This window comes from Pseudomonas sp. MF6751 (genome assembly GCF_016613265.1).
In the GTDB taxonomy this organism is placed as follows: domain Bacteria; phylum Pseudomonadota; class Gammaproteobacteria; order Pseudomonadales; family Pseudomonadaceae; genus Aquipseudomonas; species Aquipseudomonas fluorescens_BV.
The window spans coordinates 164,736-188,295 of the sequence record NZ_JAENSV010000006.1 but is presented as its reverse complement, the minus strand read 5'-3'; the positions used below and the strand labels follow the sequence as shown (position 1 = coordinate 188,295).

Genomic DNA, 23,560 nt, shown 5'->3' with positions numbered 1-23,560 from the left:
ACTTTGAGGACAACAACCATGATTATCTACGGTGTGGCTTTTTTGGCGTTCTGCACGTTGGCAGGGCTGTTTGTGGGTGAACTGCTGGGCAAGCTGTTGGGTATTCCGGCCAACGTCGGCGGCGTGGGTATTGCCATGCTGCTGTTGATCGGCCTGGGCAGCTACCTGAGCAAACGCGGCCTGTTTACCGGCAAATCAGAGCAAGGCGTGAGTTTCTGGGCCGCGATCTATATCCCGATTGTGGTGGCGATGGCTGCCCAGCAAAACGTGTATGGCGCGATCAGCGGTGGGCCTATGGCGATTCTGGCCGGGACCCTCGCCGTGGTGCTTGGCTTTGCCCTGGTGCCCGTGCTGGTGCGTATCGGTAACCGCGAGCCGGTTGCGGTTGCTCCCACTAAAGAAGCAGGGTGATCGCCATGTACGAATCGATGATGAAAGTGATCACCGGCTACGGCTTGATCAGTGGTTTCGCCGTGATCGGCCTGACCATGTGGGTGTCTTATTGGATCTCCGATACCTTCACCAAGGGCCGCCTGCATGGTTCGGCCATTGCCATTTTGCTGGGGTTGGCGCTGTCGTATGTGGGCGGTGCGTTTACGGGTGGTTCCAAGGGCGTGGTGGATATTCCACTGTTGTCGGGCATCGGTCTGCTGGGCGGTGCGATGCTGCGCGACTTTGCCATTGTCGCCACGGCGTTTGGCGTGAGTGTCGATGAGCTCAAACGCGCCGGCTTCGTGGGTGTGCTGGCGCTGTTTGTCGGCGTGGGCTCGTCGTTCGTTGCCGGGGTAGGGGTGGCGATGGCGTTCGGGTACACCGATGCGGTGAGCCTCACCACCATCGGCGCCGGGGCCGTGACCTATATCGTCGGCCCGGTGACCGGCGCGGCGATTGGGGCCAGCTCCGAGGTGATGGCGCTGTCGATTGCCGCAGGGTTGATCAAGGCCATTCTGGTGATGGTGATGACGCCGTTCGTGGCGCCGCTGATCGGGCTGAACAACCCACGCAGCGCGGTGATCTTCGGTGGCTTGATGGGCACCTCCAGCGGCGTGGCGGGCGGCCTGTCGGCGACTGATCCGAAGCTGGTGCCTTATGGGTGTTTGACCGCGGCGTTCTATACGGCGCTGGGGTGTTTGCTGGGGCCGTCGTTGTTGTTTTTGCTGATGCGTGGGTTGGTGGGCTGACGGGTCGGGCCTCATCGCAGGCAAGCCAGCTCTACAGGCGATCTCGGTCCCCTGTGGGAGCTGGCTTGCCTGCGATGGCGGCCTCAAGCCTGGCGATTGGCATACATCCGACACTCCGCCAACAACGCCAGCAAGTTCGGATCGCGCTCCTTGGCTTTCAGGAACACCACACCGATCTGCTGTTGCAAGCGATACCTGGGCTGCAGCGGTATCAGCTTCACGCGGTTCTCATACACCGCTGCGATACGTCCTGGCAGCAGCGCATAACCCACCCCTGAACTGACCATGCTCAGCAAGGTGAAGATATCGTTCACCTGCATCGCCACCTTCGGCTCGAACCCGGCCTGATGGAACACCCGGTTGCCGTCCTGATGCGTGGCGAAGCCCTGGGTCAGGGTGATGAAGGTGGCATCGCGCACGTCGGCCAGGTCGATTTCCTGATCGCGGTCCAGGGGCGAATCGGCCGGGGTGGCGAGGAAGATGTCATCGCTGAACAGCGCGATCTGCTCACAGTCGGGGTCGTGGGCGTGTTCGTCGAGGGAGATGAGGATCGCGTCCACTTCCATGTTCTTGAGCTTATAGAGCAGGTCGAAGTTGGAGCCCAGGATCAGGTCGATATTCAGTTCGCTGCGCCGGATTTTCAGGCCCATGATCAATTGCGGCACGGTCTTGACCGTCAGCGAATACAGCGAGCCGAGCTTGAAACGTTCGGCCGAGAACCCGGCGGCTTCGCGGGTAAGGCGCACGCTGTCCACCACATCAGTCACCAGTTTCTGCGCACGCTCTTCGAGCACGTAGGCGCTTTCCAGCGGGGTGAGGTTGCGCCCTTCGTGTTTGAACAGCGGGCAGCGCAGGGCACTTTCCAGGGAGTGAATGGCGCGGTGCACGCTGACATTGCTGGTTTGCAACTCGGCGGCGGCGCGGGCCAGGTTGCCGGTGCGCATGAACGCCAGGAAGATCTCCAGCTTCTTGAGGGTGAATTCTTCGTCGATCAGCATGGCCTTGGGCTCTTGTTCGATTGCACTCGATTGTGCCCGTAAACGCGGCTGTCGTCGCCGGAACGTCACGTGCCGCTTGCACTCTGATGCGCAAGGCTGGACGCTTGTCCGCCTGTTCTTGAGGGTTACGGGAGGTCAATGGCAGATGTACCACGGGGAACGATTCAACGCCTGGAGCCATTTGCTCGGTGCAGTCGCGGCCTGTATTGGCGCCGTGTGGATGTTGGTAGTGGCGAGCCTTGACGGCAGCCCCTGGAAGATCGTCAGCGTGGCGATTTATGGTTTTACCCTGATGGTGCTGTACAGCGCGTCGACGGTTTACCACAGCGTGCGGGGGCGGCGAAAAGCGATCATGCAGAAGGTCGATCACTTTTCCATTTACCTGTTGATAGCCGGCAGTTATACGCCATTCTGCCTGGTGACCCTGCGCGGGCCGTGGGGCTGGACGTTGTTCGGGATTGTGTGGGGGCTGGCGGTGATCGGCATCCTGCAGGAGATCAAGCCGCGTTCGGAGGCGCGGATTTTGTCCATCGTGATCTACGCGGTAATGGGCTGGATCGTGCTGGTAGCGGTCAAGCCGCTGATGGCGGCATTGGGCACGGCAGGGTTTATCTGGTTGGCGTCCGGTGGGGTGCTGTACACCGTAGGCATTATCTTTTTTGCCCTGGAGGATCGCTTGCGCCATTCCCACGGCATCTGGCATTTGTTTGTGATTGGCGGCAGCCTGCTGCATTTTGTGGCGATCATGCATTACGTGCTCTGATTGTGGGAGGGGGCTTTGGTGGTCTTAGAGACGTGCCAATAACTCACAGGCGCGACTGCCGAAAATCTGCAGCAGCTTGGCCAGCATATGCGGCGGTGGCTCGTCGGCGCGGGTCAGGGCGTAGAGGGTGATGGGTAGCGGTGGGGTGAGCGTGCGGATCTGAGTGGTGGCCGTTGAGGCGCCCAGGGCTGTGAAAGGGTCGATCACGGTCAGACCGGCGCCGGATTCGACCATCGCACGCGCCAGGGAATAGGTTTGCACCGAGAGGGTCACCCGTGGCGGTGGATCGACGCTCTCCAGGTAGCTGTCCAGCTTGGTCGCCAGCGGATCAGCACTGGAAAGCCCGATCAATGGCGCGCCCGCCAGTTCGCTCAGCGATAATGGCCGGTTGATTTCAGCCGCCGACCAATAGCCCTCCGACGCCAATGCAACCAGTACGCCATTGGCCAGCACCTGTGTGGTCAACCCGGGATGGCCGGAAAAGTTGAGGGTCAGCGCCAGGTCGATTTCGCGCATTAACAGCTTCTGGACCAGCTCACGGCTATGGTCGCTGGACAGCTCGCAAGCCATGTCGGGGTATTCGCGCTTCCATTCCAGAACCGCCGGAGGCAGCAGAGACAAGGCCAACGCGGGTATCGCACCAATGCGCACGCTTTGCCCTGGGGCGCGGCGCAAGCTCTTGGCCAGGCGCCTTACACCTTGCAAGCTTTCGGTGACTTTCTCGACTTCGCGTTCCAGCGCCAGGGCTTCCGGGGTGGGTTGCAATTTGCCGCGTACGCGCAGAAACAGCGCAAAGCCCAGCTGCATTTCGGCGTGCTGCAACACTTTGGTCACCGCCGGTTGCGAGACGTGCAGCAACTGCGCGGCGGCACTGATCGAGCCAGTCTGGCGAATGGCCTGGAAGATTTCGATATGACGCAAGCGCATGGCAGGTCCATAACCTTTGTTTATAGGTGACCCATCTTTATTCATTGTCGGTGGTCTGTCACCTGCGCCTACGCTTGGCCTTCAGTTAATCAACGGTCCGGGGGCTGGGATGGCGAGGCAGGTTTGCATCATCGGTGGTGGGGTCATCGGCCTGGCCAGTGCTTACGCACTGGTGCGGGCCGGCCACGAGGTCACGGTGATAGACGCCCGTGACTCCCTGGGCAGCGAAACCAGTTTTGCCAACGGTGGGCAACTGTCCTATCGCTATGTTGCGCCACTGGCTGACGCGGGGGTGCCCTTGCAGGCAATCGGGTGGTTGCTGCGGGGCGACTCGCCCTTGAAGTTGCGACCCCGCCTCGACCCACAGCAATGGCGTTGGATGGCGGCCTTTATCGGCGCTTGCCGGGGTTCGGTCAATAAGCGTAACGGTGCCCATCTTCTGCGCCTGGCTACCCTGAGTCAGAGCACGTTACAGCAGTGGCGCGAGGATGATCGCCTGGGCGACTTCGACTGGAGACGCAACGGCAAGCTGGTGATGTTTCGCAGCGCCAGCACCTTTGAACATGCCCGCGCCAAGGTCACAAATTTCCTGCAGCAACAGGTGTTGTCGTCTGTTGAGTGCGCTCGCCTGGAGCCCGCACTGGCGGCCGGTGGCTTTGTCGGCGGCATCTACACGCCGAACGAGGAAGTGGGGGATTGCCACGCTTTTTGCCGGCAATTGGCAGCCCGGCTTGAGGCGTCGGGGCGTTGCAGGTTCTTGCTCGGGCGCAAGGTCACCGGGCTGCGCCATGCTGGCGGTGCGGTGCAGGCCATCGAACTGGGTGACGAGGTGATGCCGGTCGAACAGTTGGTCCTGGCGGCCGGTTATCGCAGCGCTGAGTTGGCGCTGCCGGGGCTGTCACTGCCCTTATATCCGCTCAAGGGCTACAGCCTGAGCGTGCCGATTGGCCCGCAACACAAGGCGCCGAATGTGAGCATCACCGACTACGACCGCAAGATCGTCTACGCGCGCCTTGGCGAGCAACTGCGGGTCGCGGCCATGGTGGATATTGTGGGATTCGATGCCGGCCTCGAACCTTCGCGCCTGGCGTTGATAAAGCGCCAGGCAGTAGAGACATTTCCCCATGCAGCTGACTACGCGCACGCGCTCGAATGGGCTGGCATGCGCCCGGCCACGCCAACGGGCGTGCCGCTGATTGGTGCCAGTCCCTATCGCAACCTGTGGCTGAACCTGGGCCACGGCGCGCTTGGCTTTACCCTGGCCTGCGGCAGCGGCCAACTGCTGGCCGAATTGATCGACCAGCGCACCCCTTCCATTGATATGCAGGGCCTGACGCCCCGCGCCGCTTGAGGATGCAGCCGTGACCATTACCCGAATCAACAGCAACGAACGACTCAGCGGTGCCGTGACGTTCAAGGAACTGGTGTTCCTGTCGGGCCAGGTGCCGGGCGACGGCCTGGATGTGGCTACCCAGACCCGGGAAGTGCTTGCCAGAATCGACACGCTGTTGGCCGAGGCGGGCAGCGATAAGGACCACTTACTCAACGCGACGATTTACCTGAAGGACATCGCTGCCGGTTTTACGCCGATGAATGAAGTCTGGTCCGCATGGCTCTCGCCAGGCATGGCGCCCACGCGCACTACCTCGCAGGCAGAGCTGGCGCGGCCGAGTGTGCTGGTGGAAATCAGCGTGATCGCAGTCCGTAAATAACCTCAAATACCCACGGAGAATAACAATGAAAACAATCCTGTTGACCGGCTGCGCGCTGGGGCTTTTGTTGAACGCACAGGCCCATGCAACCGAAGCGCCGCTGGAGGGCACTTTGAGCAAAATCGCCAGCGCCAAGTCCATCACCCTGGGCTACCGTGATGCGTCGGTGCCGTTTTCCTACGTGGGGGATAACAGTGGTAAACCGATGGGCTACTCGGTGGACCTGGCGAACAAGATTGTCGAGCGTATTCAGCAGAAAACCGCATTGGGCGACCTCAAGGTGAAGTACAACCTGGTGACGTCCCAAACCCGCATCCCGCTGGTGCAGAACGGCACTGTCGACCTGGAGTGCGGCTCCACCGGCGTGACGGCTGAGCGCCAGAAGCAGGTGGCATTCTCCTACGGGTTTATCTACGTAAAGGGCCAGTTGCTCACGGCCAAGGACAGCGGGATCAAAGGCTTTGCCGACCTTGCGGGCAAGAATGTGGTGACCACTGCCGGCACCACCAATGAGCGCTTTCTCAAAAGTTATAACGCTGAACACAAAGCCAATATGTTCGTGATCAGCGCCAAGGACCATGGCGAAGCGTTCAAGATGCTCGAGACTGGCCGGGCGGTAGCGTTTTATATGGACGACGCGTTGCTCTACGGCGAGCGCGCCAAGGCCAAGGACCCGCATCACTGGGTGGTCGTCGGCGAGGAGCAGTCGCGGGAGATCTACAGCTGCATGGTGCGCAAGGATGACCCGCAGTTTCTGGCTGTGGTCAACGAAACCCTGGGCGATCTGTACCGCTCGGGAGAGATCAACGGGATTTACCAGCGCTGGTTCGAGCAGCCGATTCCGCCCAAGGGCTTGAACCTGGAGTTCCCGATGACCAGCGAGTTGAAAGCGATCATCGCCAAGCCGGTGAGTGACCCAGTGGAGTAAGCCTGGGGTAACCCGATAAAACTGTGGGTGCAGGCAAGCCAGCTCCCACAGTTGATTGGGTTTACAGGTTGAGGTTAGAAGTCGCCCCAGAGTTGTTGGGCGACGGATAGTGCGACGACGGGCGCGGTCTCGGTACGCAACACCCGCGGGCCGAGGCGAGCGGCGTGGTAGCCGGCGCCCTGGGCGGTCTCGACTTCATTATCGGTGAGCCCACCCTCGGGGCCGATCAAGAACGCCAGGGTTGATGGCTTGGCGTGGCTGATCATCGGTTCTGCCACCGGGTGCAGCACCAGCTTCAAATCCGCCTCGGTTTGCTTGAGCCAGTCTGCCAGCAAGAGCGGGGGGTGAATCACCGGCACCGTCGAACGCCCACATTGCTCACACGCACTGATTGCCACCTGGCGCCAGTGCAGCAAGCGCTTGTCGGCGCGTTCGTCCTTGAGGCGCACTTCGCAGCGGTCGCTGAAGATCGGTGTGATGGCGTTGACGCCCAGTTCAGTGGCCTTCTGGATCGCCCAATCCATGCGCTCGCCCCGGGACAGGCCCTGGCCGAGGTGAATATGCAGGGGCGATTCGGCCTGGCCGGTAAAGCTATCCGTGAGTTGCACGGTGACGCGTTTTTTACCGACTTCCAGCAAGGTGCCACCAAACTCCTGGCCGGAGCCGTCGAACAATTGCACGGCATCGCCTTCACTCATGCGCAACACACGGCTGATGTAATGCGCCTGGGCTTCGGGCAGTTCGTGGTCACCGAGACTCAGCGGGGTGTCGGTGAAAAAGCGGGACAGTCTCATGTCTGTTCTCTGGAAAATTCAACATCGATAGGGCTGTTTTTTGTGGCGATGGAGCGGTCAGCCTGGGTCTCGGAAGCCTGGGTGAAAATCTTTGGGCACCGCCACACTGACCTTGCTGTTGGTGGCGATATCGATCCCCTCGCTGGCGACCTCAGCCAGGAAGTCGATCTGCTCGGGTGTAATCACATAGGGCGGCAGGAAATACACCACGCTGCCCAGTGGCCGCAACAGCGCCCCACGCTCCAGCGCGTGCTCGAAGACCTTCAGGCCACGGCGTTCCTGCCATGGGTAGGCGGCCTTGGTGGCTTTGTCCTGCACCATCTCGATCGCCAGCACCATGCCGGTCTGGCGCACTTCCGACACGTGAGGATGGTCGACCAAGTGCGCGGTGGCCGTCGCCATGCGCTGGGCCAGGGCCTTGTTGTTTTCGATGACGTTGTCTTCTTCAAAGATATCCAGCGTCGCCAACGCCGCCGCACAGGCCAGCGGGTTGCCGGTGTAGCTGTGGGAGTGCAGGAAGGCACGCAGGGTCGGGTAGTCGTCGTAGAAGGCGCTGTAGACCTCTTCGGTGGTGACCACGGCGGCCAGCGGCAGGTAACCGCCGGTGAGCGCCTTGGACAGGCACAGGAAGTCCGGGCGGATGCCGGCCTGTTCACAGGCGAACATGCTGCCGGTGCGGCCAAAGCCCACGGCGATCTCGTCGTGGATCAAGTGCACGCCATAGCGGTCGCAGGCTTCGCGCAGCAGCTTGAGGTACACGGGGTGGTACATGCGCATACCACCGGCACCCTGGATCAGCGGCTCGACGATCACGGCAGCGACGGTGTCGTGATGCTCGGCCAGGGCCTGTTCCATCGCCATGAACATGTTGCGCGAGTGTTCTTCCCAGCTCATGCCTTCGGGGCGCAGGTAGCAGTCCGGGCTCGGCACCTTGATAGTGTCGAGCAGCAACGCCTTGTAGGTCTCGGTAAACAGCGGCACGTCGCCCACCGACATCGCGGCGATGGTTTCGCCGTGGTAGCTGTTGGTGAGGGTGACGAAGCGCTTTTTGTTCGGCTGGCCGCGGTTGAGCCAGTAGTGGAAGCTCATCTTCAGCGCCACTTCGATGCAGGACGAACCGTTATCGGCATAGAAGCAGCGGGTCAGCCCTTCGGGTGTCATCGCGACCAGGCGCTCGGACAGCTCGATCACCGGTTGATGGCTGAAACCGGCGAGGATCACGTGCTCCAGCTGATCGACCTGATCCTTGATGCGCTGGTTGATACGTGGGTTGGCGTGGCCGAATACGTTGACCCACCATGAACTGACGGCATCAAGGTAGCGCTTGCCTTCGAAGTCTTCCAGCCATACGCCTTCACCGCGCTTGATGGGCACCAGGGGCAATTGCTGGTGGTCTTTCATCTGGGTGCAGGGATGCCACAGCACCGCGAGGTCGCGTTGCATCCACTGGTTGTTCAAGCCCATCGGTATCTCCTCGAAGCGGTCCTGCGGCGGACGCAGGCGAAACAATCGCGCAAGCCTATGCAATGGTGGCTTGGGTCACAAGCCATTGTGGGGAAATTCGCGGTAAATGCAGGACGGTCTGTCACGTTTCCCAGGGATAGTCTTAATCCCTCGTTAATTTATGATGCCTAGCCTCTTTATCGTATTTCTCGATATTTCAAAGCAAAATTTTCCGCTTTAATTCGATAGGTAAAGCGCTAGTCTTGGGCACAGTTCTTACGGGATTAAGTACATGCAGCTACGTAATTCGCCGGCCCGCTATGGTTGGGTCAGCATGGTTCTGCACTGGGGCGTAGCCCTGGTGGTGTTCGGTTTATTTGCCCTGGGCTTGTGGATGGTCGGTCTCGATTACTACAGCGCCTGGCGCAAAGATGCGCCCGACTTGCACAAGAGCATTGGCATCACGCTGTTCGCCATCATGCTGGTGCGGATCGTCTGGCGCCTGGTCAGCCCGCCGCCACCACCGCTGGCCACCTATAGCCGCATGACGCGCCTGGGTGCTGCATTTGGGCACGCTTTTCTTTATCTCGGGCTTTTTGCCGTGATGATTGCCGGTTACCTGATTTCCACCGCAGACGGTGTCGGTATCCCGGTGTTTGGCCTGTTTGAAATTCCTGCCGTGGTTTCCGGTCTACCGGACCAGGCAGATACCGCCGGTTGGGTGCATCTGTACCTGGCCTGGGTGCTGGTGGTTTTCGCCGGCTTGCACGGTGTGGCAGCACTGAAACACCATTTTATCGATCGTGATGCGACCCTTACGCGAATGCTGGGACGCAAAGCCTGATGTTCAACCTCGACTCACAAGGAATAGAAAGCATGTTGAAAAAAACACTCGCTGCGCTGGCAATCGGTTCTGCCCTGCTGTCCGCAGGTTCGGCGATGGCCGCTGACTACGTGATCGACAAGGAAGGCCAGCACGCCTTCGTCGATTTCAAGATCAGTCACCTGGGCTACAGTTTCATCACCGGTACCTTCAAGGACCTGGACGGTAAGTTCAGCTTTGACGCTGCCAAGCCTGAAGACGCCAAGGTGGAAGTGAATGTTCGCACCGCCAGCGTGTTCTCCAACCACGCCGAGCGCGACAAGCACGTCACCAGCAAAGACTTCCTGGATTCGGGCAAATTCCCTGATGCCAAGTTCGTCTCCACCAGCGTCAAGCCAACCGGCAAGAACGCTGATGGCAAGCAGACTGCGGACGTAACTGGCGACCTGACCTTCCACGGCGTGACCAAGCCTGTCGTGGTCAAGGCCACGTTCCTGGGCGAAGGCAAGGATCCATGGGGCGGCTACCGTGCCGGCTTTGAAGGCACCACCTCGATCAGCCGCAAAGAATTCTTCCCGGCTGGCATGGACGTAGGCCCACAGTCCGACGCTGTTCAGCTGTACATCACCTTTGAAGGTGTGAAAGCGAAGTAATGCTTTGTATGTAGGTGCGAGCTAGCTCGCTCCTACAGGCAAAAAAAACCCGTATCTCGCGATACGGGTTTTTTTTATGCTTCGCGGTTGCGAGTCAGCAGCGCTGGTTTCTCACCACGAGGACGGCCTGGCAGTTGATCCAACTGCTCAGGTGTCGGGAAGCGATCCGCTTTCGACTCCTTGTGGATGATCTTCGGCGCCGGGCCACCCCGTGGGTTTTGTACTGCAGGCTCGGACGAGCGAGGCTGATCGTCACGGGCCGGGCGGCGGTTGTTGCTGCGTGAATCTTCGCGACGGGCCTGGCCGTCACGCGGTGCGCCATTACGCGGGCCGCTGCGCTTGGCAGGTGGGGTACCGGTGGTACCGCCGCTGCTGTTGCGCGGGGCGTTCTGGCGACCGCCCTGTGGCTGGCCGCTACGTGGAGCGCCTGCGCCCTGAGCCGGAGCCCCTGGACGACGGCCACGGCCCTGGGCCGGTTTGGCCTGGGGCACGTAGTCGACGCGGTTACCGAAGTTATCGATATCGTCGTCAAGGAACTCGTCCGGGGCGCGGTCGGCCGCGGCGCGTGGTGGCTGGCTCGGCTGGCGCTGTTCGCGGGCCGGGGTGCCTTCACGGGGCTTCTGCTCACGGGCCGGGCGTTCGCCACGGCTGCTGGTCGCGGATTTTTCCTTGCCCTTGTCCTTGCCTTTGTCGCGACGACCACCGCCACCACCGCCGCCGTTCGGGCCATCGCCCTTCGGACCACGTGGGTTGCGAGGGTTGCGCACATCCGGACGCTCGCGCGCTTCTGGCTTCTCGGCCTCCACGGCGCTGGCATCGAAGCCCATCAGATCGCCATCGGCGATTTTCTGCTTGGTCATGCGCTCGATGCTTTTCAGCAGTTTTTCTTCGTCCGGCGCGACCAGCGAAATGGCCTCGCCCGAGCGACCGGCACGGCCCGTACGGCCGATACGGTGCACATAGTCTTCATCGACGTTTGGCAGCTCGAAGTTGACCACGTGTGGCAACTGGTCGATATCCAGGCCGCGTGCGGCGATATCGGTGGCCACCAGGATACGCACGCTGCCGGCCTTGAAGTCGGCCAGGGCTTTGGTGCGCGCGTTCTGGCTCTTGTTGCCGTGAATGGCGACGGCGGTGAGGCCGTGCTTGTCCAGGTACTCGGCCAGGCGGTTGGCGCCGTGCTTGGTGCGGGTGAATACCAGCACCTGTTCCCAGGCACCCTGGGTGATCAGGTGCGCCAGCAGCGAGCGCTTGTGGCTGGCGGCCAGGCGGAACACGCGTTGCTCGATACGCTCGACCGTGGTGTTGGGCGGCGTGACTTCGATGCGCTCGGGGTTGTGCAGCAGCTTGCCGGCCAGGGCGGTGATGTCGTTGGAGAACGTTGCCGAGAACAGCAGGTTCTGACGTTTGGCCGGCAGGCGGGCGAGGACCTTTTTCACGTCATGGACAAAGCCCATGTCGAGCATGCGGTCGGCTTCGTCCAGCACGAGGATTTCCACGTGGGACAAATCGACGCTGCCTTGGCCGCACAGGTCGAGCAAACGACCCGGGCAGGCCACCAGTACATCGACGCCACGGGACATGGCCTGAACCTGAGGGTTCATGCCGACGCCGCCGAAGATGCAGGCGCTGACGAACTTCAAGTCGCGGGCATACAGCTTGAAGCTGTCGTGCACCTGAGCGGCGAGTTCGCGGGTTGGGGTCAGGACCAGTACACGCGGTTGGCGCGGGCCGTGACGTTGGGATTTGTCCGGGTGACCGTTGGGAAACAACCGCTCCAGGATCGGGAGGGCGAAACCGCCGGTTTTACCAGTACCTGTCTGAGCCGCGACCATCAGGTCGCGACCTTGCAACACGGCGGGAATGGCCCGCTGTTGCACCGGAGTAGGCTCGGTATAGCCCGCTGCCTCGATGGCGCGGACTAAAGCCTCGGAGAGACCGAGGGAAGCAAAGGACATGAGTAATCCTGTTTTAGTTAGGGCTTGGCCCAAAGGGATAATCTTGCCGGGCGTGAATGGCGCTTAGGGGAGCGCAACCCCGTCCGGTCCTGCTGCGTCTGGCGGGCACTCCACCGGCTCGCGCGGGCTGCAAAGCTGCGCAGTAGCTGGGTTGGGTGCCGTTTTCAAGACCCGAGCGGCCGGGCGTAAGCCTGGCGGAAAGGCCGCAGTATAACAGAGCAATCACTGCGCGCTGCTTTCCTGCTGCTCAACGGCGTGTTCGGGGGCTGGTATGGGGGCTGTTTGCTCGTGCATCCGCCCATATTTGGCGCTCAATGTGGCATAGGCGGGCTCTTGCTTGAAGCGCTTGAGCTCGGCGGCAAAGCGTTGCACCAGCAGGTCCATGCCTGCGCCACGGCGTACCGCAAGAAATTGCTGCTGGCGGCTGACCACCACCGACGCCTGGCTGACTTTACCTTCCAGGCCCAGCGCCTTGAGCACGTGGTGCCCCACGCGCCGGTCAGTCACCACCATATCGACGCGACCCAGCATGAGTTTGCCAAAGTTGGCTTCATGGCTGGGTGCGGGTTCGCGCTGGAAGGCGTTGGACTTACTGAACGCGTCGCCATAAAGGTAGCCAGGCGAAACGCCAACGGTCAGGCCACGCAGGTCGTCGAGCGTGGCGGCGGGGTGAGGGCGTTCGTTGGCATAGAACAAGACAAATTCGACTTCCGACAACGGCTCGCTGGGATAGAGCAGCAACGCGTCGCGCTCCTGGCTATGAAAGATATCCAGCGCGCCGTCGGCGTGGCCCTGCTCGAGCATCGCCAGGCAGCGCTTCCAAGGAAGGAACTGCCATTGCACGTCCACCCCCAGGCGCTGGAACACGATCACTGTGGTTTCATAATCCAGGCCGGCCATGGTGCCGTTGTCTTCGTAGACATAGGGCGCCCAGGGTTCGGTGACAATGCGCAGTTTCTCGCCATGAGCGGTCAGGCTCAGGCAAGAAAACAGCACAGCGGTCAACAGCTTGAAGAGGACGGGCATACCCTGAGGTTACGACGCTCCCCGAAGAAAGAGAAGCTCTGGCACGCGCATTGGCGGGCGGTCTTACTTCGCGGGAGCGTTCAGCAGGTGTTCGTGGATCGCGGCCCGGCGCTCACCCAGAATCAAACGCACCACGGGGTTGGCGAACCAGTGTTCCAACTGGTGGGCATCAATCGGGCGCTTCTGGCGTTCTTCCTGGTTTTGTCGGGCCTTGTCCCACCAGACCGGGCCGCACGCCTGGTCGAACTCGTTTTCGTGTTCGTAGCAGCCGTAGAGAATCTCGCGGATGAACTGTTGCTGATGCTTGGGCAGCAGCAGGGTGATCAGCTTGTACATCAAACGCTGCAAACGCGGCGGGCGCGGCAGGTGCGAGGAGACCTGCCGCGTATCGGCCAGGGCTTGTGCACTGGTGGGTGCGCTGGCGTGCTTGGCGATCCACGCCTTGACCTTGGCCCGGAACAGCTGTTTGCGGCTCCAGTAATGGTGGATCAGGTCGGGGCACTCGCGCACCTTGAGGGTACGGTAGGCGGCGATGGACAGGCAGAACTCTTCCAGGGTGTAGGCGCCCTGGGCGTGGGGGAACAGTTCATCCATCAATTCGATGGAGCGGTCGAGGATGTGCGCATCCTGTTGGGTCAGGCCCATGACGCCGGAGTTGAGGGTCATCATGTCATCGTCGGCCACGCCCATGTCCAGCAGGCGCTGGCGCAGGGCGGTGTAGAGGATGCTTTCGTGATTGTCGCCGTACTTGGTGTAGAAAGCGTTGCACAGCAGGGTGCCGGGCTGTACGCGTTCGAACAGGGCCATGGGCGAATGATGGAAGAAAGTGTCGGTGTCGATCAGCAGTGCCACCGGGGATTCTTGCAGCACCTGGCGCAGCACCACGTGTTTGGTACGAAAGTGATAGCCGTGGGGCTCGCTCCAGCGTTTGCGGGTGGCCTCGTCCAGCGGGCGGACGCGCACCGGCAGCAAGCGATAGGGTTCGGGGTTGTCGCTGAATACCTGAATGTCGATGTTCGCGTCCGGCGTGTCCTGCAGGAATGCCAGTGCGCTGGCGATGCTGAATACGGCTTCCTGATGGTAGGTGTCGGCGCCGAAGACCAGGTAGACCAGTTGCGGGCGGGACGTCGAGGGCACTGTATTCATGGACTGCGGGGTTCCGTGGGTAACGTAAAACGACAAAGGCCCTCGTCAGAACGAGGGCCTTGGTACAACCGGTCAAGCGTTAACGTGGCAGCTTGAGGTTGTTCCAGATGGCAAGGCTGGGTTCAGCCTGGTTCAGGGTATAGAAATGCAACCCTGGTGCACCACCTTGCAACAATTGCTCACACATCTCGGTGATGACCTGCTCGCCGAACGCCTGGATGCTTTTGACGTCATCGCCATAGGCTTCCAGTTGCTTGCGCACCCAGCGCGGGATCTCGGCGCCGCAGGCGTCGGAGAAGCGCGCCAGCTTGCTGTAATTGGTAATCGGCATGATGCCCGGCACGATCGGGATGTTCACGCCCATCGCCCGTACACGCTCGACGAAGTAGAAGTAGCTGTCGGCGTTGAAGAAATACTGGGTGATCGCACTGTCGGCGCCGGCATTGGCCTTGCGCACGAAGTTCTGCAAATCGTCTTCGAAATTGCGCGCCTGGGGGTGCATCTCCGGGTAAGCGGCTACTTCGACATGGAAGTGATCGCCACTTTCTTCGCGGATGAAGCTCACCAGATCGTTGGCGTAGCGCAGCTCACCGCTGGCCATGCCCATACCCGATGGCAGGTCGCCACGCAGGGCAACGATGCGCTTGATGCCGGCGGCTTTGTATTGGGTCAGCAGGCTACGCAGGTCGGCCTTGCTGTCGCCCACGCAGGACAAATGCGGAGCGGCGGGAACTTTGACTTCACTTTCAAGCTGCAACACGGTGTTGATCGTGCGATCACGGGTCGAACCGCCAGCGCCGTAGGTGCAGGAGAAGAAGTCAGGGCTGAAGCTGGCCAACTGCTTGGCAGTTGCCATCAGTTTTTCATGCCCAGCATCGGTCTTGGTCGGGAAGAACTCGAAGCTGTAGCGACGGTCTTGGGACATGGTCATACCCTTGGAAACTCGAAAGCCTGGAAGGCATACGCAATCGATGCGGGTGCCTGGCTTTCTGTGGGAGCTGGCTTGCCTGCGATAGCATCAGCTCGGTGTTACTGGAACACCGAGGCGTCTGCATCGCGGGCAAGCCCGGCTCCCACAGAAGAGCCGGCGCCAGCAAGGCCGATCAGTAGCGGTAAGCGTGCGGCTTAAACGGACCTTCAACCGTCACGCCGATGTAGTCGGCCTGGGTCTTGGTCAGTTGAGTCACCACGCCGCCGAAGCCGCGGACCATTTCCAGGGCCACTTCTTCGTCGAGTTTCTTGGGCAGTACTTCCACGGTCAGGCGCTCGGCTTTCTGGGCTGGCGACAGGTCGGCGTACTTTTGTTCGAACAGGAAGATCTGCGCCAGCACCTGGTTGGCGAACGAGCCATCCATGATGCGGCTTGGGTGACCAGTGGCGTTGCCCAGGTTCACCAGGCGGCCTTCGGCCAGCAGGATCAGGTAGTCATCGTTCTGTGGGTCGAAATCACCAGCGCCGGTACGGTGAACCTTGTGTACCTGCGGCTTCACTTCTTCCCATGCCCAGTTCTTGCGCATGAAAGCGGTGTCGATCTCGTTGTCGAAGTGACCGATGTTGCAGACAACGGCGCGCTTCTTCAGGGCCTTGAGCATGTTCGCATCGCACACATTCACGTTACCGGTTGTGGTGACGATCAGGTCGATCTTGCCCAGCAGGGCTTTGTCGATGCTGGCTTCGGTGCCGTCGTTCTGGCCGTTGATGAACGGCGAAACCACTTCGAAACCGTCCATGCAGGCTTGCATGGCGCAGATCGGGTCGACTTCGGAGACCTTGACGATCATGCCTTCCTGACGCAGGGACTGGGACGAACCCTTGCCCACGTCACCGTAGCCGATCACCAGGGCTTGCTTGCCCGACAGGAGGTGGTCGGTGCCGCGCTTGATCGCATCGTTCAGGCTGTGACGGCAGCCGTACTTGTTGTCGTTCTTGCTCTTGGTCACCGAGTCGTTGACGTTGATGGCCGGGATTTTCAGCTCGCCCTTGGCCAGCATGTCCAGCAGGCGGTGTACGCCGGTGGTGGTCTCTTCGGTCACGCCGTGGACGCGGTCGAGGATCTGCGGGTATTTCTTGTGCAGCAGCTCGGTGAGGTCGCCGCCGTCGTCGAGGATCATGTTGGCATCCCATGGCGCGCCATCTTTGAGGATGGTTTGCTCCAGGCACCACTCGTACTCTTCTTCGGTCTCGCCTTTCCAGGCGAATACCGGGATACCGGCAGCAGCGATAGCGGCAGCGGCCTGGTCTTGAGTCGAGAAGATGTTGCAGGACGACCAACGCACTTCGGCACCCAGGGCAACCAGCGTTTCGATCAGCACAGCAGTCTGGATGGTCATGTGGATGCAGCCGAGAATCTTGGCGCCCTTGAGCGGCTGCTCAGCGGCGTACTTGCGACGCAGGCCCATCAGGGCTGGCATTTCGGATTCGGCGATAAAGGTTTCGCGACGGCCCCAGGCAGCAAGGGACATGTCGGCGACTTTGTAGTCGTTGAAATCTGCAGGCGTCATTACAGCGCTCATAGAGAGCCTCCATTCGTAGTGTGCGAATGGGCGCCGTTGTGCGTTTAGTATCAGGCCAGGGCAACCAGGCCGGACAACGCCCCATCCGAGCCTGACAGGTTGAACCTGCTGCAGCGCCCCTCGGACAGGTGGCGGGAGAACGGTATCAATCGAAGATGACCGTTTTGAAGCGGAGGCGATTATAGCCGTGTAAGCGGCACTTCCCAAGCCTTTCTGTCGGCGGCATGAAGATCGCTCATGGGCTTGATAGCTAATGGCTCATAGAGCTTGGGCCCTTGCTCTGCCATGATGTTGCCTATCATTTGGCAAGACGCTTTGGAGTGACCATGAACTTCCACACCCGCAAATGGGTAAAACCCGAAGACCTCAACCCCAACGGCACACTGTTCGGCGGCAGCCTGTTGCGCTGGATCGACGAAGAAGCGGCCATCTACGCCATTGTCCAACTCGGCAACCAGCGCGTGGTCACCAAGTACATCTCGGAAATCAACTTTGTCAGCGCCTCGCGCCAGGGCGACATCATCGAGCTGGGGATCACGGCCACCGAGTTTGGTCGTACCTCTATTACCCTGACCTGTGAAGTGCGTAACAAGATCACGCGCAAAAGCATCCTGACGGTAGAAAAAATGGTCTTCGTCAACCTCGGCGAAGACGGTTTGCCCGCGCCTCACGGCCGTACAGAGATCAAGTACGTCAAGGATCAGTTCCAGGAAGACGGCCTCAGCGAGTAATCCCGCGCAGGACCAGTGAACGCTCTTCATCAACCATAGGTCGTACCTGAACATCGCCCCCCGTTCAGGTATCACCATGGCTACGCAAGAAGACGGCAAGACCCCCAACCTGTCCCAGGAAGAGCAGCAGGACGTCGACAAGAACCAGCCGCCCCGCGCAGCGGTATTGCACGAAATCATTCGTACCCAGGGCGACCAGGAGCTGGAGCGCAGTGTCGCCGCGTTGTGGTGGTCGGCCTTGGCAGCCGGGCTGACCATGGGCTTGTCACTGATGGCCATGGGGCTGCTCAATTCACGCCTGCCTGAGGGCGAAGCCTTCAAGGTAATTGCCAGCTTCGGCTACTGCGCGGGCTTCCTCGCGGTGATCCTGGCACGCCAGCAACTGTTTACCGAAAACACCCTGACCGCCGTGCTACCGGTGATGAGCAAGCCAACCCTGGCGAATGCCGGGCGTCTGTTGCGGCTGTGGTCAGTGGTGCTGGTGGGTAACCTCTGCGGCACACTGTTGGTGGCGTATGTGATGCTGCACCTGCCGATTTTCGACAGCAAGACCGACCTGGCCTTCCTCGAAATCGGGCGCAAGATCATGGAAAACGACGCCGGCCAGATGTTCGCCAAGGGCATCGTCTCCGGCTGGATGATCGCCACCATGGTGTGGATGATCCCGTCGATGGAAAGCGCCAAGATGTGGATCATCATTCTGATCACCTACCTGATGGCCCTGGGGGATTTCACCCATATCGTGGTGGGTTCGGCGGAAGTGTCATACCTGGTGTTTGCCGGTGAGTTGCCGTGGAAGGATTTCTGGCTGGTGTTTGCCGGCCCTACACTGGCCGGCAACATCATCGGTGGCAGCTTCATTTTTGCGCTGATCAGCCATGCGCAGATTCGCAGCGAGGGTAGCTTGCCGGGCAAGAGCGCTGCGGACCCGAGACATCCGCAGCGGATCAACAAAGATCAGTGAGCGTCAGGTGTGGCCTGGGATTCGTCTTGGGTCACGCGCTTGACCAACTTGCCGATGCTCAAACCCTGCAACAGGATCGACGACAGCACCACGATGTAGGTGATGCTCAGCAACAGATCGCGCTCTGGGCCCAGTGGCAGGGCCAGCGCCAGTGCCACTGAAACCCCGCCGCGCAAGCCGCCCCAGGTCAGGATACGGATGGTGCCGCGCGGTACCGTGCGCCAACGGCGCAGCAACAGGATCGCCGGGGCCACGGTCAGCAGGCGCGAGAGCAGGATCGCCACTGCCAGCAGGCTGGCCGCGAACACGTGCAGCCAGTTGAAGGGCAATAGCAGCAGCTCCATGCCGATCAGCGCAAACAGCAAGGCATTGAGCATGTCATCGAGCAGTTCCCAGAAACCATCCAGGTAGCGACGCGTCATGTCGTTCATCGCCAGTTTGCGCCCCAGGTTGCCGATGATCAGCCCTGCGACCACCATCGCAATCGGTGCGGACACATGCAGCTCCGAGGCCATGGCCGAGCCGCCGATCACCAGGGCGAGGGTCAGCATGACTTCGATCTGGTGCTGTTCGATGCTCTTGATCATCAGGTACACGAGATAGCCGATCAGCCCGCCAAACAGCACGCCGCCAATGGCTTCGTGGGCAAACAGCATGGCCGTGGCGCTCACGGTGGGCGTCTCACCCAACTGCGCGATACCCAGCAGCACGGTAAACACCACCACCGCGGTACCGTCGTTGAACAGAGACTCGCCGACGATGGTGGTCTTCAACGGCTTCGACGCGTTGGCGGTACGCAGCACGCCGAGCACCGCGATCGGGTCGGTGGGGGAAATCAGAGCGCCGAACAGCAGGCAGTAGAGGAAGCTAACGTGCCAGCCAAACAGGGCGAAGATGTAGTACGCCAGGCTGCCGATGACCACGGTGGCAATCAACACACCAAAGGTTGCCAGCAGGCCGATGGGCCAGCGGTAACTGCGCAAGTCGTTCAAGTTGACGTGCAAGGCACCGGCGAACAGCAGGAATGAGAGCATCCAGTTCATCAGCAAATCGCCGAAGTCGATCTGGCCGATCAGTTGCTGGACGCGTTCCTCCAGGCCCGGGTAGCCGAGCACGCTCAGGCCTTGCAGGATCAGCGAGAAGATCAGCGCGGTGACCATCACGCCGATGGTCGGCGGCAGTCCGATAAAACGGAAGTTCACATAGGTGAGCAGGGTGGTGAGGCAGATGAAGGCGGCGACAAGTTCAAGCATCCGGGGTCCTTGGAGCAGGGAAATATAGGCGCACGGGGTGCGTCGAATCGGTGGTTAGTATAAACAGGTGCTGTTACATGACGTATCAATTAAGGAGGTTCTGGTGGTAGCGACAGCCTTGGTGCTGGTAGCGGCGCTGTTGCATGCGACGTGGAACACCTTGATCAAGTTCAGTGGCGAGCGCCTTTTAGTCATTGCCTGCATGGACAGTGTGGCGCTGCTGTTCGTGGTATTCGCGGTGGGCTTCGTGTCCTTGCCGCCGCTGGACATCTGGCCGTGGATCATGGCCTCTGCGCTGTTTGAATTGCTCTATCGCTATTTATTGATCCAGGCCTATCGGGTGGGTGACCTGGGCCTGGTGTATCCGTTGATGCGCGGTTTGTCGCCGCTGGTGGTGCTGGTGCTGACCCTGGTGTTTGCCGGCGAAGTATTGAATACCCAGCAGATTCTGGGGATTCTGCTGATTCCGTTCGGCATGGTGTGCCTGCTGTGGCAGGGCGGCGGCGGTGACCGGTTGCCCTGGTCGATGCTACCGGTGGTGGTGTTGATTGGTCTGTGCATCGGCTGCTACACCTTTCTGGACGGGCAGGCGCTGCGGCGCTGGTCGCATCCGCTGGATTATCTGGTGTGGCTGACGCTGATCAGCGCCTGGCCGTTTCCGTTGCTGGCGCTGGTGCGCAAGCGTGCGGCCTTCAGCCTGTTCTGGCGCACCCAGTGGCGGTTGGGCTTGAGCGTGGGGCTGTGCGTATTGTTGAGCTACGCTTTGGTACTTTGGGCCATGCAGTTGGGCTCGATTGCCGAAGCCGCCGCGCTGCGCGAAGTCAGTGTGATTCTGGTGGTGCTGTTCGGCATGCGTTACTTGAAAGAACCTTTTGGCCGTCCACGGCTCATAGCCTGTGGGGTGGTGTTGATTGGCATGTTGGTGATGAAACTCTAACCGTCGGATAAAACTAAAAGGAATCGGTGATGACAGTCGCTTTATGGTGTGTATTGATCGCAATCTTTCTGCCGTACATTTGCACCGGTGTGGCCAAGTTCAGCACAGGCAAGTTCGGGTTACGGCATAACCACGACCCGCGTGCCTTCCTCGATAGCCTGGAAGGCGTCGCCAAGCGTGCTCATAGCGCGCAACTCAACAGTTTCGAAGTGACCCCGGCGTTTGCCGCTTCAGTCATCATTGCGCACTTGGCCGGCAACGCCGAACTGGTGACGATCAACGTGCTGGCAGTGCTGTTTATCACCAGCCGCCTGCTGTACATCATTTGCTACCTGGCGGACTGGGCGATCTTGCGTTCGCTGGTGTGGGCCGTGGGTATGGCGTTGATTGCGAGTTTCTTCTTCGTTTCGATGTGAGGGACGCCGCCGTCGCTATGCGGGAGGGAGCAAGCCCTCATGTCGATCAATTAAATGTGGGAGCTGGCTTGCCTGCGAAAGCGGTCGCGCAGTAACAGATGCAGTGACTGACACATCGCCTTCGCGGGCAAGCCCGCTCCCACAGGGGATTTGCGATAACTGACTGGGTTCAGGGCACGCCTCTCCCACATTGATTTTCAGCGATTGTCAGGTTCCGGCAGGCGCATCCGGCACCTGGGGCAACGCCGCGCCTTTGGGCCACAGCATCCAGATCTGCCCTTGCTGTTTCATATTCCCCGCCAACTCGCCTGCGGCATTGCCTGTGCCCCAGAACAGATCTGCGCGCACTTCTCCGGTGATTGCGCCGCCGGTATCCTGCGCGGCGACAGGGCGTGCCAGTGGCGTGCCGTCTGGTTTGGTGGTCGACAACCACAACAGGCTGCCCAGCGGAATCACCTTGCGATCCACTGCCACGCTGTAGCCGGCGGTCAATGGCACGTTCAGCGAACCGCGCGGGCCTTCGTTGCTGTCGGGGCGGGCGCTGAAGAATACGTAGCTGGGGTTGCTCGCCAACAGTTCTGGAATGCGCTGCGGGTGGGCCTTGGCCCAGGCGCTGATGGCGCCCATGGTCACGTCTTCTTTTTTCAGTTCGCCTTGTTCCACCAGCCAACGGCCAATAGGGCGGTACGGGTAGCCGTTCTGGTCGCCGTAACCCACACGCAGTTGACGCCCGCCGGCCAGTTGAATACGCCCCGAGCCCTGGATTTGCAGGAACTGCAGGTCCATCGGGTCGGTCAGCCAGGCGATCGGCTTGGCGGTAGAGCCTTGGCTGTTGAGGGTGCTGGCGTCGTCATACGGCTTGAGCACACGGCCTTCCAGGCGCCCGCGCAGGCGCTTGCCCTTGAGCTCCGGATAGATGCTGTCGAGGTTGACGACAATCAGGTCGTCCGGCACGCCGTATACCGGCACGTGGGCGGTGGCGGTCTTGGTCAGGCTGCCGGGGTAGACCGGCTCGTAATAACCCGTGATCAAGCCGTTTGGCGTGTTGTTGGCCGAACGCAGGCCGAAGACATCCAGGTGTTCCTTGAGAAAGCTACGAACCGCTACGGCATCGCCCGGTACGCTGGCCGCTGTCGCGCAGGTCGCGCCCCAGATCGGGTCGGCCTTGAGGCGCTGGCAGGCGCTGCGCCAGGATTCAAACCCGGCGAGCAAGTCGCTGTCGGAAACGCTCGGCAGGGCTTCCCACGGTGCGCTCACATAGGTGGCAACGGCGTGAGGTTTGGTTGGCTCCTGGGCAACTTCTTTGTCGGTGTCTTTACCAGCATCGCAGCCGGCCAGTAGCGCGAACATTGGCAGAGCCCAAGCCAGGCGGCGGCCCCAGGGTTTGAAGGTGACATTCATGCAAGCAATTCCTGAAACGATTGCCCGCGCTTCACGGCATCCGGGCAACCTTATTATTAATAGGGCTATTGGTCTTTGTGGGCGGTGCGAGGATACTGGCCGCCGTTTCCCGTGACCTTGAAGCCATGATGATGTTAAAAAAACTGACCGTTGTATTGCTGGCCTGCCTGGCTTTGTCTGCCTGTGGCGGTGTTGATCCCAATTCCCCCCTGGGCCAGCGCAAGGCGATCTTCAAGCAGATGCTCAAGACCGGTGAAGACCTGGGCGGCATGCTGCGCGGGCGTATCCCATTTGATGGCGCCAAGTTCGCCGAGGGTGCGGTCAAGCTGGATGCGTTGTCCCATGAACCGTGGAAACATTTCCCGAGCGTACGCGAAGAAGACCACACCAGTGCCAAAGATGATGTGTGGCAAAAACAGGCGCAGTTCCAGCAACTGGCCCGCGATCTTGAGGCGGCCACCGGTGAATTGGTGATCGCCAGCCAAGTGCAGCCCTACAAGGCCAGCAACCTGCAACCGGCGGTGCAAAAAGTTGAAGATGCCTGTAGCGCCTGCCATAAACAGTTCCGCGATCATTGATCGGTTTTACTGGTCGAGTTCTTCCACTGCGTCCTGCAGCTCTTTACGCGAGTCGGCCAGCTTCTCCTTGCGCTTGTTGATCTTGTCCGGGTCGCCTTTTTTCATGGCCTTGTCGAGGTCGGCCTGACGGCGGCTGACTTCGTGCTTGGCGTCGAGCACCTTGTTTTCACGTTCTTTCTTCAAGCCGGCATCGGTGCAGTGGGCGGTAACTTCGGCCAGGGCTTTTTCCAGGCCAGCCTGTTGCGCGCTGTTGCCGTGGGCCTTGGCTTGTTCGATCTGGCTGCTGATGGCCTGGCGCTTGGCGGCGCAGCCGGTGAGGGGTTGTGCGTCTTCGGCGGCCAACAGCGGCGTGGCCATGAAGCTCGCGAAGGTCAGCAAGGCAAAGGGGGCGAGAAATTTCATATAAGGCTCCAGG

Annotated in this window: 25 protein-coding genes and 1 riboswitch; of the genes, 13 read left to right on the top strand and 12 right to left on the bottom strand. The window is 60.7% G+C overall.

Features of this window, described 5'->3' with window-relative positions:
- Positions 1–18: 18 nt before the first annotated feature.
- Both madL and madM read left to right on the top strand, forming a co-directional pair.
- On the top strand, positions 19–411 hold the full coding sequence (gene madL, locus JJD66_RS08075) for a malonate transporter subunit MadL (RefSeq protein ID WP_057976496.1): 393 nt from the start codon (positions 19–21) through the stop codon (positions 409–411).
- A 5-nt stretch (positions 412–416) separates the two neighbouring features.
- Positions 417–1,181 (top strand): malonate transporter subunit MadM, encoded by a 765-nt coding sequence (gene madM / locus JJD66_RS08070; protein WP_200647932.1) that lies wholly within the window; start codon positions 417–419, stop codon positions 1,179–1,181.
- Positions 1,182–1,264: 83 nt separating this feature from the next.
- On the opposite strand, the gene JJD66_RS08065 is transcribed toward madM, so the two are convergent.
- On the bottom strand, positions 1,265–2,179 hold the full coding sequence (locus tag JJD66_RS08065) for a LysR family transcriptional regulator (protein ID WP_200647931.1): 915 nt from the start codon (positions 2,177–2,179) through the stop codon (positions 1,265–1,267).
- A gap of 145 nt (positions 2,180–2,324) precedes the next feature.
- Between JJD66_RS08065 and trhA the strand changes: the two genes are divergently transcribed.
- Positions 2,325–2,942, top strand: a complete 618-nt coding sequence (gene trhA / locus JJD66_RS08060; RefSeq protein ID WP_003195019.1) for a PAQR family membrane homeostasis protein TrhA — start codon at positions 2,325–2,327, stop codon at positions 2,940–2,942.
- A 24-nt stretch (positions 2,943–2,966) separates the two neighbouring features.
- Here the strand turns inward: trhA and JJD66_RS08055 are convergent, their stop codons facing one another.
- A complete protein-coding gene (locus JJD66_RS08055) occupies positions 2,967–3,869 on the bottom strand; it encodes a LysR family transcriptional regulator (protein ID WP_200647930.1) in 903 nt (300 codons plus the stop codon).
- A 109-nt stretch (positions 3,870–3,978) separates the two neighbouring features.
- Between JJD66_RS08055 and JJD66_RS08050 the strand changes: the two genes are divergently transcribed.
- The 3 genes from JJD66_RS08050 to JJD66_RS08040 are packed head-to-tail and all read left to right on the top strand — an operon-like array spanning position 3,979 to position 6,509.
- On the top strand, positions 3,979–5,220 hold the full coding sequence (locus tag JJD66_RS08050; protein WP_200647929.1) for a D-amino acid dehydrogenase: 1,242 nt from the start codon (positions 3,979–3,981) through the stop codon (positions 5,218–5,220).
- A gap of 10 nt (positions 5,221–5,230) precedes the next feature.
- Positions 5,231–5,581, top strand: coding sequence for a RidA family protein (locus tag JJD66_RS08045; RefSeq protein WP_200647928.1), 351 nt, complete (start codon positions 5,231–5,233; stop codon positions 5,579–5,581).
- A 25-nt stretch (positions 5,582–5,606) separates the two neighbouring features.
- Positions 5,607–6,509 carry a transporter substrate-binding domain-containing protein gene (locus JJD66_RS08040; protein WP_200647927.1) on the top strand — a complete coding sequence of 301 codons (903 nt, stop codon included), beginning with the start codon at positions 5,607–5,609 and terminating at the stop codon, positions 6,507–6,509.
- Positions 6,510–6,583: 74 nt separating this feature from the next.
- On the opposite strand, the gene JJD66_RS08035 is transcribed toward JJD66_RS08040, so the two are convergent.
- A complete protein-coding gene (locus tag JJD66_RS08035; protein ID WP_198714449.1) occupies positions 6,584–7,303 on the bottom strand; it encodes a 16S rRNA (uracil(1498)-N(3))-methyltransferase in 720 nt (239 codons plus the stop codon).
- A gap of 57 nt (positions 7,304–7,360) precedes the next feature.
- Positions 7,361–8,767 (bottom strand): adenosylmethionine--8-amino-7-oxononanoate transaminase, encoded by a 1,407-nt coding sequence (locus JJD66_RS08030; protein ID WP_198714448.1) that lies wholly within the window; start codon positions 8,765–8,767, stop codon positions 7,361–7,363.
- Between the two features lie 271 nt (positions 8,768–9,038).
- Here JJD66_RS08030 and JJD66_RS08025 point away from each other — a divergent pair, with 271 nt between their 5' ends.
- Both JJD66_RS08025 and JJD66_RS08020 read left to right on the top strand, forming a co-directional pair.
- The gene (locus JJD66_RS08025; protein WP_200647926.1) at positions 9,039–9,590 is read left to right on the top strand and encodes a cytochrome b; all 552 of its coding nucleotides are present in this window, start codon (positions 9,039–9,041) and stop codon (positions 9,588–9,590) included.
- A gap of 32 nt (positions 9,591–9,622) precedes the next feature.
- Positions 9,623–10,222, top strand: a complete 600-nt coding sequence (locus JJD66_RS08020) for a YceI family protein (RefSeq protein WP_105228825.1) — start codon at positions 9,623–9,625, stop codon at positions 10,220–10,222.
- 74 nt (positions 10,223–10,296) lie between these two features.
- On the opposite strand, the gene JJD66_RS08015 is transcribed toward JJD66_RS08020, so the two are convergent.
- The 5 genes from JJD66_RS08015 to ahcY all read right to left on the bottom strand — a co-directional run bounded on the left by JJD66_RS08015 (position 10,297) and on the right by ahcY (position 16,865).
- On the bottom strand, positions 10,297–12,180 hold the full coding sequence (locus JJD66_RS08015) for a DEAD/DEAH box helicase (RefSeq protein WP_054897559.1): 1,884 nt from the start codon (positions 12,178–12,180) through the stop codon (positions 10,297–10,299).
- 222 nt (positions 12,181–12,402) lie between these two features.
- Positions 12,403–13,206 carry a substrate-binding periplasmic protein gene (locus JJD66_RS08010; RefSeq protein ID WP_200647925.1) on the bottom strand — a complete coding sequence of 268 codons (804 nt, stop codon included), beginning with the start codon at positions 13,204–13,206 and terminating at the stop codon, positions 12,403–12,405.
- A 63-nt stretch (positions 13,207–13,269) separates the two neighbouring features.
- A complete protein-coding gene (locus JJD66_RS08005; RefSeq protein WP_200647924.1) occupies positions 13,270–14,352 on the bottom strand; it encodes a hypothetical protein in 1,083 nt (360 codons plus the stop codon).
- A 79-nt stretch (positions 14,353–14,431) separates the two neighbouring features.
- Entirely contained in the window at positions 14,432–15,277 is an 846-nt protein-coding gene (gene metF, locus JJD66_RS08000; RefSeq protein WP_034129073.1) for a methylenetetrahydrofolate reductase [NAD(P)H], read from the bottom strand.
- 178 nt (positions 15,278–15,455) lie between these two features.
- Entirely contained in the window at positions 15,456–16,865 is a 1,410-nt protein-coding gene (ahcY, locus tag JJD66_RS07995) for an adenosylhomocysteinase (RefSeq protein ID WP_034128916.1), read from the bottom strand.
- A 21-nt stretch (positions 16,866–16,886) separates the two neighbouring features.
- Positions 16,887–16,993: riboswitch (S-adenosyl-L-homocysteine riboswitch) on the bottom strand.
- 198 nt (positions 16,994–17,191) lie between these two features.
- Here ahcY and JJD66_RS07990 point away from each other — a divergent pair.
- Both JJD66_RS07990 and JJD66_RS07985 read left to right on the top strand, forming a co-directional pair.
- Entirely contained in the window at positions 17,192–17,596 is a 405-nt protein-coding gene (locus JJD66_RS07990; protein ID WP_034128915.1) for an acyl-CoA thioesterase, read from the top strand.
- 76 nt (positions 17,597–17,672) lie between these two features.
- Positions 17,673–18,560, top strand: a complete 888-nt coding sequence (locus JJD66_RS07985; RefSeq protein WP_105228820.1) for a formate/nitrite transporter family protein — start codon at positions 17,673–17,675, stop codon at positions 18,558–18,560.
- Here the strand turns inward: JJD66_RS07985 and JJD66_RS07980 are convergent.
- Positions 18,554–19,813 (bottom strand): cation:proton antiporter, encoded by a 1,260-nt coding sequence (locus tag JJD66_RS07980; protein ID WP_198714444.1) that lies wholly within the window; start codon positions 19,811–19,813, stop codon positions 18,554–18,556. The two genes, JJD66_RS07985 and JJD66_RS07980, sit on opposite strands and share 7 nt — an antisense overlap.
- A gap of 103 nt (positions 19,814–19,916) precedes the next feature.
- Here JJD66_RS07980 and JJD66_RS07975 point away from each other — a divergent pair, with 103 nt between their 5' ends.
- Both JJD66_RS07975 and JJD66_RS07970 read left to right on the top strand, forming a co-directional pair.
- Positions 19,917–20,750, top strand: a complete 834-nt coding sequence (locus JJD66_RS07975; RefSeq protein ID WP_200647923.1) for an EamA family transporter — start codon at positions 19,917–19,919, stop codon at positions 20,748–20,750.
- Between the two features lie 29 nt (positions 20,751–20,779).
- The gene (locus JJD66_RS07970) at positions 20,780–21,166 is read left to right on the top strand and encodes an MAPEG family protein (RefSeq protein ID WP_200647922.1); all 387 of its coding nucleotides are present in this window, start codon (positions 20,780–20,782) and stop codon (positions 21,164–21,166) included.
- Positions 21,167–21,373: 207 nt separating this feature from the next.
- Here the strand turns inward: JJD66_RS07970 and mltA are convergent, their stop codons facing one another.
- On the bottom strand, positions 21,374–22,567 hold the full coding sequence (gene mltA, locus JJD66_RS07965; RefSeq protein WP_200647921.1) for a murein transglycosylase A: 1,194 nt from the start codon (positions 22,565–22,567) through the stop codon (positions 21,374–21,376).
- A gap of 128 nt (positions 22,568–22,695) precedes the next feature.
- Between mltA and JJD66_RS07960 the strand changes: the two genes are divergently transcribed.
- Entirely contained in the window at positions 22,696–23,145 is a 450-nt protein-coding gene (locus JJD66_RS07960; RefSeq protein WP_200647951.1) for a c-type cytochrome, read from the top strand.
- 6 nt (positions 23,146–23,151) lie between these two features.
- Here the strand turns inward: JJD66_RS07960 and JJD66_RS07955 are convergent, their stop codons facing one another.
- A complete protein-coding gene (locus JJD66_RS07955) occupies positions 23,152–23,547 on the bottom strand; it encodes a DUF1090 domain-containing protein (protein WP_034129072.1) in 396 nt (131 codons plus the stop codon).
- Positions 23,548–23,560: the final 13 nt, after the last annotated feature.